Raw genomic sequence first — 12321 nt, forward strand, 5'->3', positions numbered from 1 at the left:
AACGTCTACGACGGTACGACGCTGCTCGGCACGACGACGGCCGATGCGTCGGGGAACTGGACGTTCACGCCGGCGGCGGGTCTCGGTGAAGGCGCACACGCGATTACGGTGACGGCGACCGACGCATCGGGCAACGTGAGTGTGCCGAGCGCAGCATTCGATCTGACGGTCGACACGATCGCTCCGTCGACCCCGACCGTGAACCCGACGGACGGCACCTCTCTGTCCGGCACGGCCGAAGCAGGCGCGACGATCGAGATCGACACGAACGGCGACGGCACGCCGGACGCAACGGTCACAGCCGACCCGAGCGGCGCATGGACCTACACGCCCACGACACCGCTGCCCATCGGCACGCAGATCGGCGTAACGGCGAGCGACCCAGCCGGCAACACGAGCCCGTCCGCAACTGTGACCGTGACCGGCGATGCCACGGCCCCTGCGGCACCCGTTATCGCGAGCGTGACCGACGACGTCGGCTCGATCGTCGGCGCACTGACAAACGGCGCATCGACCGACGACACGAAGCCGACGCTCACGGGCACGGCCGAAGGCGGCAGCACGATCTACGTCTACGACGGTACGACGCTGCTCGGCACGACGACGGCCGACGCATCGGGCAACTGGACCTTCACGCCGACCACCGGTCTTTCGGACGGCGCGCACGCGCTGACCGTCACCGCGACCGACGCGTCCGGCAACGTCAGCACGCCGAGCGCGGCGTTCTCGATCAACGTCGACACGGTCGCGCCGACCGCGACGGCAACGCTCACGACGCTCACCGACAACACCGGCGCACCGAACGACTGGGTCACGGGCGATACGACGCCGATTCTCGGCGGCACGCTGAGCGGCGCGCTCGGTGCGGGCGAAGTCGTGCAGGTCAGTCTCGACGGCGGCGCACACTGGAGCGCGGCGACCGTCAACGGCACGAACTGGACGTGGTACACGGACGGCGTCCTTGCGGCGGCGGACTATACGGCGACGGTGCGTGTCGTCGACGCGGCCGGCAATATCGGCGGCTCGTCGCAGCAGACGTTCACGATCGATCCGAACGTCGCGCCGGTCGTCTCTGCGCAAGCATCCGGCAACCTGCTCGGGATCGTCGGCGCGAACCTGCTGGACCTGATCGACCTGGGTACGCAGCAGGCGTTCGGCGCATCCGACTACAACAACAACATCGATCACGTCACGCTGCACTACGGCGGGCTGCTCGGGCTCGGCGCGCTGCATTTCGGCGCGAACCAGGCACTCGCGAACGAGCTCGGGCTGAGCTTCAACGTCGTGAACAACAACGGGATCCTCGGCGTGATCGGACCGTCGTCGGACATGACGATCACCGCGGCGGACGGCGGCGCGATCGACAACCTGAAGCTCAACGAGTTTCTCGGCTCGATCACGTTGACGGGCGGCGCGATCAGCATCAGCGCGCTCGACAGCGTGACGATCTCCGCGACCGACAAGACGGGACTGTCCGCCTCGGCGACCGCGGGCCAGTTGCTGAACGCGAACCTGCTCGGCTCGTCGCAGTCGACGTCGATCGTCGAAGGCACGCAGAACGGCGACACGGTCAACGGCACGTCGGGCAACGATCGTCTGTACGGCTACAACGGAGACGACGTGCTGAACGGCGGCGACGGCAACGATCTGCTGCGCGGCGGCGCGGGCAACGACACGCTGAACGGCGGAAACGGCAACGACATCCTGATCGGCGGCGCCGGCGACGACACGCTGACGGGCGGTGCCGGCACCGACGTGTTCCTGTGGGAGGTCGTCACGCCGGCAGACAACACGGGCGGGAACGGTCACGACGCGATCACCGACTTCCAGCTCGCGAGCGGCCCGTCCGACACCGGCGGCGACAAGATCGACCTGTCGAAGCTGCTCGTCGGCTACACCGCGGATGCCGACGGTCCCGCGCACTACGTCGACGGCGTCCCGACGATCGACTCGGGCGACACGATCGGCCAGTACCTGAACGTGACCAACGTCGGCTCGGATACGGTGATCAGCATCGACCGCGACGGTGCCGGCACCGCGTTCGGTTCCGAAACGCTCGTCACGCTGAACAACGTGACGACTAACCTGGAGACCCTGCTCGCGAACCATCAGATCATCGTCTGACCGTCACGCCCGGGGAGGCCGGCCTGCCTCCCCGACGGGACGCGCGCGCTCGCCGTCGAAGCGCGTGCGCCCGGCAATCGATCGCCCGGCATGACGCGGGAACCTGATTCGCCGAATGGTACGCCGTCGGCGTCCTGATGATGCACAAGACAACCGCTCGTTTCAGATTCGTCCGGTGCCGCGCCGAGCGCGCGGCCCACACCGTTTCTCTTTCAGGCCACCTGTTGTTCGCCGCTGCCTGGCTCGGCATCGCGCCCGCCGTATCGGCCGCGCCGCCGCTGCCCGCCGGCGGAGTTTCCGTCCCGGCTACCACTGCCGCACGATTGAATGCGTCGGTCGTGCCGCTGCCGAGCGCGTTGCCGCCTGCCGCACCGCACCGATTCGATGCGCCGCCGTTGCCGCGCGCGATGCCGGCCGACCCGACGCGGCGCATCGTGCTGTCGAACCTGTCGCGTGCGTTTGCGTCGTCCGACGAACTGCCGCCCGTAAGACCGTCGCGCGACGGCGTGACGACGATCACGCCCGATCCGGATCCGATCGACGGCGCCATCGATGCGCCGCTCGACGCGCCGCCCGTCGCGGACGCCGCCGGCGCGTCGGACGACACGCTGCACATCGCGCTCGACGATCTGTCGCTGCGCGATGCGGTCGGCATTGCGATCGCGCGCCATCCGGATATCGGCCGTGCGAACGCCGAAGTCGTGCAGAGTACCTCCGAAGTCGAAGTCGCGAAGGCCGCGTGGTATCCGAAGATCGACTACGGCGTGCGTCCGGGCTACGGCGGCAGCTTCGGCAGCAACGGCAATCGCACCGGCACGCGCGCGTCGATCGGCGTATCGCAGCTGCTGTACGACTTCGGTCGCACGTCGAGCCGGATCTCAGCAGCCGATTCGACACTGAGCCAGCGCCGCTTCCAGCTCGCGGACACGATCGAGACGGTCGCGTATCAGACGGCGTCGACGTTCATCGAGCTCGCCGCGAGCCAGGACGTCATCGTGGCCGCGCAGCGTCAGGTCGCCGCGCTGACCGAAACGCGCGCGAAGATTCTCGATCGCGTGCGCGCGGGCCTGTCGGTGTCGTCGGACCGCAATCTCGTCGAACTCGCGATCCTGCATGCGCAGGCGGAGGTGCTGAAGGCGCACACGCGCTTCGACGTCGCGGCCGCGAAGCTGACCGAACTGATCGGTGCGCGCCCGCGCCGCGTCGCCGGTCTTGGCGGGACCGCGAGTTTCGTCGGCGGTCTCGGCAGCATCGGCGGCAACGTCGAACACACGCCGTCGGTGCTCGCGGCCGAAGCGGCGGTCGACGCGGCCGACGCGCGCGTGCGGCTTGCGGAGGCCGAGCGCTTTCCGTCGATCGGCATCGGCGCGAGCCGCGCGATTTCGAGCGGCCGCCCGAACGCGAGCAACGACACGTGGATCGGGCTCGCGGTGAGCGGCAACTACTCGCTCGGCGGCCTCGCGAAGCATCAGATCGCGGCAGCCGAAGCGGAGCTGCGCGCGAATCGCGAAAGCCTCGAGAACCAGCGGCTCGTCACACGCAGCGCGCTGAAGGCCGCGCAGATCGAAGTGTCGGGCGCGGCTGCGCGCCGCGCGAGCTACGAGAAGGTGATCGCGCTGTCGCGCGCCTCGCGCGACCTGTACTGGCAGGAATACATCCTGAACAAGCGCACGCTGACCGACGTCGTGAATCCGGAACGCGACATCTTCGAATCGGAGGTCGAGTGGATCAATGCGCTTGCCGACGGCTCGATCGCGCGCGTGAAGGCATACGTCGCGGTCGGCAAGTTCGTCGAACTGCTGCGTGAACAAGAAGGGAGCCGTCATGAATGATGCGTTTCGCCCCGCGCGCGACAGCTGCGCGGACCTTGCGCGCTGGGTCGACCCGCTGTTGTTTGCGGCCCGTCATCTCGGGCTGACCGTATCGCCGGAACAGGTTCGCGGCACGGCTGCGTGGGCGGCCGGTTCGGAGCCCGATACCGCGATCGTCGACATCGCGGCAGCCGCCGGACTGGCCGCGCAGTTCGTCGAGCTGCCGGTCGCGAAGCTGACGTCGACGATGCTGCCGGCGCTCGCCATGATCGACGAAGTGCACGTCGGCGTGATCGTGTCGATCGCGGCCGGGCGCGCGATCGTGCAGTTCGCGATCGACGGGCAACCGGTCGAGCGCGCGATCGACGTGAACGCGCCGGCGCCGACGTGGGCCGCGCGCGTGCTGCTCGTGCAGCGGGCCGTTCCGATGCGCGACGCGCGTGTCGACGACTACCTGTCCGCGAAGCCCGATACGTGGCTGCACGACCTGTTCGCCGCCCAATGGAAAGTGTTGCTCGATCTCGGCGCCGGTTCGCTGTTCGGCAATCTGCTCGCGATCGCGACGTCGCTGTTCGCGATGCAGGTATGGGACCGCGTCGTGCCGGCGCGCGCGACGCACACGCTATGGGTGCTGGCATCCGGCGTCGCGCTCGCGCTCGTCCTCGAGCTGGTGCTGCGCACCGCCCGCGTGTCGATCGCCGATCACTTCGGCAAGCAGGCGGACCTGAAGCTGTCGGCGATGTTCTTCGCGCGCGTGCTCGACATCCGTAACGACGCGCGGCCACGCTCGCCCGGCACGCTCGTCGCGCAGCTGCGCGATCTCGAACAGCTGCGCGAGCTGCTGACGTCGAGCACGATGGGCGTGCTGATCGACATCCCGTTCGTCGTCACCTTCCTGTTCATCATCTGGATGCTTGGCGGCCCGCTCGCGTTCGTGCCGCTCGCGGCGATTCCGCTGCTGATCCTGCCGGGCGTGTTCGCGCAGATCCCGCTCGCGAAGCTGTCGAACCAGGGCCTTGCCGAATCGGCGATGCGCAACGCCATCCTGATGGAGTCGATCTATCGCGCGGAAGACATCAAGGCATTGCAGGCCGAACCGCGCTTCCGGCAGCTCTGGGACCACACGAACCGCGTCAATGCGGACGTCGGCCTGCGACAGCGCCGCATCGCCGGGCTGCTCGTCAATCTGGCGCAGACGGTCCAGCAGCTCGCGTACGTCGGCGTGCTGATCGCGGGCGTGTACGGCATTCTCGATTCGAGCCTGTCGTTCGGTGCGGTGCTCGCGTGCTCGATTCTCACGAGCCGCACGATCGCGCCGCTCGGACAGATTCCGGCCGTGCTGTCGCGAATCCAGAACGTGCGCGCCGGCAAGAAGGGTCTCGACAATTTGCTCGCGCTGCCGGTCGATCACGATCCGGCCGCCGATGCGTATCACCGGCCGTCGCTCGTCGGCCGCTATCGGTTCGAGGACGTCGCGTACAGCTTCGATCCGCAGGAGAAGACCGTGCTGAACGTGCCGAAGCTGTCGATCGAGCCGGGCGAGCGGATCGCGATCCTCGGCCGCGTCGGCGCCGGCAAATCGACGCTGCTGCGGCTGCTCGGTGGCCTCGCGACGCCGGTGCAGGGCCGCATCCTGTTCAACGACACGCCGCTGCCGCTGATCGACGTCGCCGACGTGCGGCGCGACGTCGGCATGCTGCTGCAGGAGTCGAGCCTGTTCTACGGGACGCTGCGCGAAAACCTGCTGATCGCGAATCCGCTCGCGACCGACGACGCGATCCTGGCCGCGATGAAGGTCGCGTGCGCGGATCAGTTGCTGCTGCGGCAGCCGCACGGCCTCGACCTGAAGCTGCGCGAAAGCGGCCTCGGGCTGTCGGGCGGCCAGAAGCAGGCGCTGATGCTCGCGCGCGTGATCCTGCGCGCGCCGAACGTGCTGCTGCTCGACGAGCCGACCGCGTCGCTCGACGATGCAACGGAGCGCGCGATCGTCGAGCGGCTGCGGCAGTGGATCGGCAACCGGACGCTGATCGTCGCGACGCACCGCTATCCGGTGCTGTCGATCGTCGACCGCATCATCGTGATCGACGGCGGCCGCATCGTGCGCGACGGCCCCAAGGACGAAGTGCTGCAGGCGCTGCGCGGCCATGCGACGACGGCGGCGCAATCGGGCGCGGCCGCTGCGCGCGCGGCGGCCGGCGACGGCGGTGCGCTGCCGCCTGCTATCGCGGAGGAGGCACGATGAGCGATTTCACGTGGTCGGCGCGCGGTGCGCGCGAAGCGGCGCATGCGCGCCCGGTGCTGTGGCTGATCGTCGCGGCGCTATTCGTATTTCTCGTCTGGTCGGTGTTTGCGCGGCTCGACGAAGTCGCGGTCGGCGAAGGGAAGGTGACGCCCGCATCGAAAGGGCAGATCATCCAGAGCCTCGAAGGCGGCATTCTGTCGGAACTGGCCGTGCGCGAGGGCGACGTCGTCGACGCGGGGCAGACGCTCGCGACGCTCGATCCGGTGCTCGCGCGTTCGTCGATGGAGGAGACGCTCGAGCGCATCACCGCGTTGCAGGGTCGCGCTGCGCGGCTGCATGCGGAGATGAACGATTTGCCGAGCGTCGCGTTTCCGGCCGAACTGGCGAACGAGAAGGCCGTGACCGAGCGCGAACGGCAGCTGTTCGTCGCGAACCGGCGCGCGTTTCGCGAAAACGTCGCGAACCTGCGCGAGCAGCTGCGTCTCGCGGAGGAGGAGCTGCGCATCGCGCTGCCGCTGCTGAAGACCGGCGCGACGAACGAGGTCGAGGTGCTGCGGCTGCGGCAGAAGGCGGCCGAGTTCTCGACGAAGCTCGCGGCGACGCAGAGCGAGTACTACGTCGCGCTGAAAGCCGACTATTCGAAGACGATGGCCGATCTCGAGCCGCTGCTGAAGGTGCGTGAAGGGCGGGCCGACCAATTGCGGCGCACGGTGATCCGCTCGCCGGCGCGCGGCATCGTGAAGGACATTCGCGTGTCGACGGTAGGCGGCGTCGTGCAGCCGGGCGGCGTGCTGATGGAGATCGTGCCGCTCGACGATCAGTTGCTGATCGAGGCGCGGCTGAGCCCGCGCGACATTGCCTTCATTCATCCGGGCCAGGAAGCGACCGTGAAGATCACGGCGTTCGAACCGTCGATCTACGGCTCGCTGCCGGCGAAGGTCGAACGGATCTCGCCCGATACGATCGAGGACCAGGTCGATCGCCGCGTGTACTACTACCGCGTCTACGTGCTCACGCAGCACGCGTATCTGGAAACGCGCGACGGCAAGCGGCATCCGATCCTGCCAGGGATGGTCGCGACCGCGGAAATCCGCACCGGGCGCCGGACGGTGTTCGAGTATCTGGTCAAGCCGCTGAATCGTGCGGCCGAGGCGCTGCGCGAGCGATGAGTGCGGGCGTGCGGGCCGTGAAGCCCGCCGTTCGCGGCATGCGCGGCTACGCCACGGCGTTACGCCTGCGACGACGCGGCGCCTTCGGTGCGCGGGTAGACGACCGTGCCGTCCGGCTGCACGTCGGCGCCGGCCGTGAGCCGCGCCGGCTCGATGCGGCCGCGCGCCATGATGTGCAGCACCGTCTCGCCGTGCGCGATCAGATAGTCGGACACGATGCGCCGGTGGCAGCGCCACCACACGGCTTCGGAGCACATGATCGCGCAGCGTTGCCGCTGGCCGAGCGCGATCAGTTCGTCGAGGCCCGTGCGGAACGTGTCGGACAGCGCGTAATCCGCATAACGATGAAAGCTGGCGTTGGTCCAGAAGCCGTTGACGTCGCCCGGCACGTCGTGCGATTTGCCGCGCAGCCCACCGAGCGCGGCGATGTGCGCATACGCGATGCCGGCATCGGCGAGTGCGTCCGGCAGCGTGGCTTCGTTGAACTGCGGGTTCGCGCGCGAGCGCGTCATCTTGCGGACGTCGACGAGCAGCGCGACCTCCGCGTCGGCGAGCATCGCGATGAATTCGTCGAGCGGACGGTTCGAATGACCGATCGTGTAGTAGGGCAGTCTCACGTGTCGCCTTTGCCGGAAATGCGTTCGAGCACGCGGCCGCGATGCGCGGCGATATGGTCGGTTCGGTCGCTTCTGATCTCGTACTGCGGATCGTCGGGCGACGCGCGGTGGCGATGACCCTTGTAGTCGAAGTCTTCCGTATGGATCGCGACGATCGTGCCCGTCACATAGCCGGCTTCGGAATTCCACCGGACGTGATCGCCGATCCGGAATCGTGTCGTCATGACAGCGTCCTCCTTGCATCGATACGCGCTCGCGCGGCACGCGAGAGGCCGTCATTATCGGCTTGCGCCGCGTGCCGGAAAAGATACAGGCGCGCGCATGCTTGCGCACGTGCGCAATTGCCGTGCCGCGGTCTTACGACGTCGCGCGCCTTATGTCGCATTTACGCGCGATGCGCGCGAAATAGACTGATTGATGAGCGACGGAACGAATCGGCGAGTTTTGGGGGCAAGCCGATCATCCAGCCACGCTCGGGAACGCAGGGCCAATTGATCGGTTCGATCGCGGCACGCAGTGCCGGCGCCGCCGCGATCGAGCCGTCTTTACGGGGGACCACGCAACGTGCGCCGGCGGGCGAACGTGCGATCGCGTATCGGCCGCCGCGCGCGGCGATGCGCCATTGCCGTTGTGCCGCCATCTCGGCGGAGCAAGCAAGGCTTGAAGTCCGGTCGTTCCGCGCATGTGCCATGCGCCGATCGGCCGTTTCGATGCGCGGACCACTCGCGGCCGTCTGCCGGCCGTCGTCGGCGGCCGCGCGAAAGAGACATGCGATGAGAAACATGTTGCACGCCCGCGGCCCCGCGCCGGCCGCGGTGCTCCTTTGCGCCGGCTGCTGGGCCGCATGGCCGGCCGTTGCCGAATCGCCCGCGTCCGGCTGGCCGACGCGGTTTGACGCCTGGCATACGCGCGTGTCGGACCGGTATGCGCGCGCGTCGCGTGCCGCCGGTGCGTTGCCGGTCGCGATCATTCAGCCGAGCGCGAACGGCGGCGATCAGGCCGATGCGCTGCAGGCCGCGTTCGACGCGCTGCAGCCGGGCCAGCGTCTCGTGCTCGCGCCCGGGCGCTACGAGGTCGGACGCTCGCTGACGGTCTCGAAAGCGGACGTCGTGATCTCCGGTTACGGCGCGACGCTCATCGCGACGACGGCGGGCGATCAGACGCTGACGATGAGCGGCAGCGGATCGACGCTCGTCGGCATCACGCTGATCGGCACCGGCACGACGCGGCTCGCGACGCGCGAGTCGACGAAGGTGCAGGTGACCGGCAGCGGCGTGCAGGTGCTCGGCGTGACGATACGCGGCGGCGCGAGTGCGGGGATCTTCGTGTACGGCGGTCGTCAGGTCGCGATCGTCGGCAATGCGGTAAGCGCGACGCTCGCCGACGGCATCCACGTGACGAACGGCTCGACCGACGTGCGCGTGCAGCGCAACACGGTGACGGGCACCGGCGACGATCTGATCGCGGTCGTCAGCTATCAAGCCGACGGCCGCCTCAGCGGCAACGTGCTGATCGACGGCAATTCGGTATCGGGCAATCCGTGGGGACGCGGCATCTCGGTCGTCGGCGGCCGCTCGGTGACGATCTCGAACAATACGGTGGTCGGCGTGCAGAAGGCGGCCGGGATTCTGGTCGCGCAGGAGGACAGCTGGCACACGTACGGCGTGACGGACGTGAGGATCGAGAGCAACGTCGTCGATGCGATTCAGGACGGCACGAACGCGAACAACGGATTGCCGCCGACGCACCAGGCCGCGATCGAGCTCGATACGTGGTCGGGCTCTGTGTCGTATGGCGTCGTCAAGGGCAATCGCGTGTCGCGGTCCGGCTTTGCGGGCTTTCGTGCGTACGGGAACGTCTGCCAGTTCGCGGTGATCGACAACGCGTTCACGTCGATCGCCGATGCGCCGGTGTCGCTGCTGACGAACGCCTGCCCGGCGAGCGCGATCGTCGTGTACGGCAATACCTTGAGCGGCGTCGCACTGCCGCCCTCGATCGGCGCCTCGACGTCCGGCACGATTCCGGCCGGCGGCGCCGTGACGACCAGCCTGCCGACCGTGCGTACCGAGCTGATGCAGACGAGCGGCACGCGGATGCCGAAGCACCGCTGACGGCCGCGGCCCGCTGCCGGCAGCGATGCGCGCGGGGCATGCAAGGCAGGTCATGCACGCACCGCGTCAGATCAGCCCGGCCTTCCTGCCGGCAGCGGCCGCCTGCGTGCGGTTCAGCACGTGCAGCGTCCGGAAGATCGCGGTGATATGCGCCTTCACGGTTTTTTCCGACAAGCCGAGCCGATCCGCGATCACCTTGTTCGGCACGCCTTCCGCGAGATAGCGAAGCACCTCGATCTGACGCGGCGTCAGCGGCGCGCCGGCCGCGTGGCGTGTCGGTTCGATCGCGTAGGCCGCGCCGTCGTCGAGCAGCAGCGGCGGCACGTAGCGCTCGCCGTTCAGCACCATCACGATCGCGGACAGCAGCGTATGTGGGCTCGCCGACTTCGGCACGTAGCCGAGCGCGCCGTGCGCGAACGCCGCGCGCACGTCGCGCGGATCCTCGGACGACGACAGCACGATGATCTGCAGCGCCGGGCGCGCACGCGCGAGCGCGGCAATCGCGTCGACGCCGCTCGTGCCGCGCATCTTGAGGTCGAGCACGATCGCGTCGATGTCCGCGTGCTGGTCGAGCATCTGCATCGCGTCGTCGGCGCTGGCGGCCTGGACGACCGCAAGCGCCGCATCGTTGCGACGCAGCAGCGCCTCGACGCCGTCGCGCAGCACCGGATGATCGTCGACGATCAGAATTTTCATGGCGTCAGGGTTCGCGGCAAGAACCGGTTGAGCGAATCGACCGATCTTACCGGCAGGTGTCCCAATGTTGGATGCGTCGTGCGATCGAAATGTTCGCGCGTTCAACGCCGCGTTGCGATTCGACCGGAAATCGTGCGAACTCGGTCGTCGCGGTGCGTAATGCAGGTGCAGTGCCTCCCATGCTCAATGCTGTTCGCTTGTCGCCGGCCGGAGATCGATGCTGCCGCGCGTTTGCGGGAAGCGGGCGCGCGCGCTTCCCGCGTCGGCGCCGATATATTTCTCGATGACATAAACGGGCGGGTTGCGGCACCTCTGTGCGCGCCCGCGCGTCAGCCATCGACCGCTTCGACCGCTTCGACCGGTGCACCGGCCGCGACGAGTTGCGCGATGGCCGCGCGCAACTGCCCGTTCTCGATTGGGCGGTGCAGCAGCAGGCAGCCGTTTGCATCGGCGAGCGGCGCCGTATCGGATGCGTCGCCGATCAGCAGCGCCGGAATCGCCAGATTGTATTCGGCGCGCAGACGGTCGATCACGTCGATGCCGGTCTCCGTACCCTGCAGATGCAACGCGCTGACGAACACGCTCGGGCGTGTCGTGCACCGCGACAGCCGTTCGATCGCTTCGTCGGCCGAGCGTGCCGACAGCGTGTCGTAACCCCATCGCACGAGCCGTCGTGCGATCGCGTCGCGTGCGGCGCGTGTGTCGTCGACGACGACCACGAACGCGGCGGCCCGCGCCGCGTGCCGGCGCACGCCGCCCGCGGTCCGCGCGCGCGGCACCGACACGACGAAACACGATCCGCGCCCCGGTTCCGACCACACCGACAACCGGCATCCGAGCAGCGCGACGAGGCGGCGCACGATCGCGAGCCCGAGCCCGAATCCGCCGTCGTGGTCCGACGCGGCGCCGTCGACGCGGTAATACTCGCGAAAGACGAGTTCGAGCTGATCGCGCGGGATGCCGCGGCCCGTATCGTGGATCTCGATCGCGATGCGCGCGCCGCGGTAGCGGCAGCCGACGACGATGCGCCCCGCGTCGGTATAGCGCACCGCATTGCCGACGAGATTGCGCACGACACGCTCGATCAGCACCGGATCGGAGTCGACGATCGCGCGGCACGGCACGCGCGACAGACGCAGGCCCTTTGCGGCCGCATCGAGCAGATATTCGTTGCATACGCGACCGAGCACGGTATCGATCGCGAACGGCCGCCGATGCACGTCGACGACGCCGGCATCGAGACGCGACACGTCGAGCAGTGCACCGAACAGCGTGTCGAGCGCGCGCGTCGACAGCTCGATCTGCTGCAGCAGCCGTTGACCGTCGGCCGGCATCGGTACGCCGCGCAGCGCGCCGACCAGCACGCCGAGCGCGTGCGACGGCTGGCGAAGATCGTGGCTCGCGGCGGCAAGCAGCCGCGACTTCGCGAGATTCGCGGCTTCCGCGCGCAGCTTCTGTCGACGCAGCTCGACCGCGCGCTGCACCGCGGCGTCGCGATCGCGCTGCAGCTCGGCGGCGCGCCGTTCGGCGTCCGACCGCAGCCGGCCGTGG

General features: G+C 68.6%; 10 protein-coding genes. 5 read left to right on the top strand and 5 right to left on the bottom strand.

Annotated elements, in window-relative coordinates; translation table 11 throughout:
- The 4 genes from HMPREF3115_RS22115 to HMPREF3115_RS22130 form a co-directional block, all read left to right on the top strand.
- A partial coding sequence (locus tag HMPREF3115_RS22115; protein WP_141751716.1) for an Ig-like domain-containing protein occupies positions 1 to 2124 on the top strand: 2124 nt, incomplete at its 5' end.
- 224 nt (positions 2125 to 2348) lie between these two features.
- Positions 2349 to 3956, top strand: a complete 1608-nt coding sequence (locus tag HMPREF3115_RS22120) for a TolC family protein (RefSeq protein ID WP_070556092.1) — start codon at positions 2349 to 2351, stop codon at positions 3954 to 3956.
- The gene (locus tag HMPREF3115_RS22125) at positions 3949 to 6177 is read left to right on the top strand and encodes a type I secretion system permease/ATPase (protein WP_070556094.1); all 2229 of its coding nucleotides are present in this window, start codon (positions 3949 to 3951) and stop codon (positions 6175 to 6177) included. The genes HMPREF3115_RS22120 and HMPREF3115_RS22125 overlap by 8 nt, the downstream gene beginning before the upstream one ends.
- Positions 6174 to 7346, top strand: coding sequence for a beta-barrel domain-containing protein (locus HMPREF3115_RS22130; RefSeq protein WP_070556096.1), 1173 nt, complete (start codon positions 6174 to 6176; stop codon positions 7344 to 7346). Before HMPREF3115_RS22125 ends, HMPREF3115_RS22130 begins: the two co-directional genes overlap by 4 nt.
- Positions 7347 to 7405: 59 nt before the next feature.
- Here HMPREF3115_RS22130 and HMPREF3115_RS22135 read toward each other — a convergent pair whose 3' ends face one another.
- The 3 genes from HMPREF3115_RS22135 to HMPREF3115_RS22145 all read right to left on the bottom strand — a co-directional run bounded on the left by HMPREF3115_RS22135 (position 7406) and on the right by HMPREF3115_RS22145 (position 8747).
- Entirely contained in the window at positions 7406 to 7963 is a 558-nt protein-coding gene (locus HMPREF3115_RS22135) for a DUF488 domain-containing protein (RefSeq protein ID WP_059938845.1), read from the bottom strand.
- A complete protein-coding gene (locus HMPREF3115_RS22140; protein ID WP_006396550.1) occupies positions 7960 to 8187 on the bottom strand; it encodes a hypervirulence associated TUDOR domain-containing protein in 228 nt (75 codons plus the stop codon). The genes HMPREF3115_RS22135 and HMPREF3115_RS22140 overlap by 4 nt, the downstream gene beginning before the upstream one ends.
- A 161-nt stretch (positions 8188 to 8348) precedes the next feature.
- On the bottom strand, positions 8349 to 8747 hold the full coding sequence (locus tag HMPREF3115_RS22145) for a hypothetical protein (RefSeq protein ID WP_070556098.1): 399 nt from the start codon (positions 8745 to 8747) through the stop codon (positions 8349 to 8351).
- On the opposite strand from HMPREF3115_RS22145, the gene HMPREF3115_RS22150 reads away from it, so the two are divergent.
- On the top strand, positions 8746 to 10074 hold the full coding sequence (locus tag HMPREF3115_RS22150; RefSeq protein ID WP_070556100.1) for a right-handed parallel beta-helix repeat-containing protein: 1329 nt from the start codon (positions 8746 to 8748) through the stop codon (positions 10072 to 10074). The genes HMPREF3115_RS22145 and HMPREF3115_RS22150 overlap by 2 nt on opposite strands.
- Positions 10075 to 10140: 66 nt before the next feature.
- On the opposite strand, the gene HMPREF3115_RS22155 is transcribed toward HMPREF3115_RS22150, so the two are convergent.
- Positions 10141 to 10770 carry a response regulator gene (locus HMPREF3115_RS22155; RefSeq protein WP_070556102.1) on the bottom strand — a complete coding sequence of 210 codons (630 nt, stop codon included), beginning with the start codon at positions 10768 to 10770 and terminating at the stop codon, positions 10141 to 10143.
- 329 nt (positions 10771 to 11099) lie between these two features.
- The coding region (locus HMPREF3115_RS22160; RefSeq protein ID WP_070556104.1) for an ATP-binding response regulator at positions 11100 to 12321 on the bottom strand (1222 nt) is incomplete at its 5' end.

This window comes from Burkholderia sp. HMSC10F09 (assembly GCF_001806955.1).
Classification (GTDB): domain Bacteria; phylum Pseudomonadota; class Gammaproteobacteria; order Burkholderiales; family Burkholderiaceae; genus Burkholderia; species Burkholderia multivorans.

What these genes read in the sequence shown, in the direction of transcription:
- HMPREF3115_RS22125 (WP_070556094.1), top strand. Translation starts at nt 3,949, where the DNA reads ATGAATGATGCGTTTCGCCCCGCGCGCGACAGCTGCGCGGACCTTGCG.
- HMPREF3115_RS22130 (WP_070556096.1), top strand. Translation starts at nt 6,174, where the DNA reads ATGAGCGATTTCACGTGGTCGGCGCGCGGTGCGCGCGAAGCGGCGCAT.
- HMPREF3115_RS22140 (WP_006396550.1), bottom strand. Translation starts at nt 8,187, where the DNA reads ATGACGACACGATTCCGGATCGGCGATCACGTCCGGTGGAATTCCGAA.
- HMPREF3115_RS22150 (WP_070556100.1), top strand. Translation starts at nt 8,746, where the DNA reads ATGTTGCACGCCCGCGGCCCCGCGCCGGCCGCGGTGCTCCTTTGCGCC.
- HMPREF3115_RS22145 (WP_070556098.1), bottom strand. Translation starts at nt 8,747, where the DNA reads ATGTTTCTCATCGCATGTCTCTTTCGCGCGGCCGCCGACGACGGCCGG.
- HMPREF3115_RS22155 (WP_070556102.1), bottom strand. Translation starts at nt 10,770, where the DNA reads ATGAAAATTCTGATCGTCGACGATCATCCGGTGCTGCGCGACGGCGTC.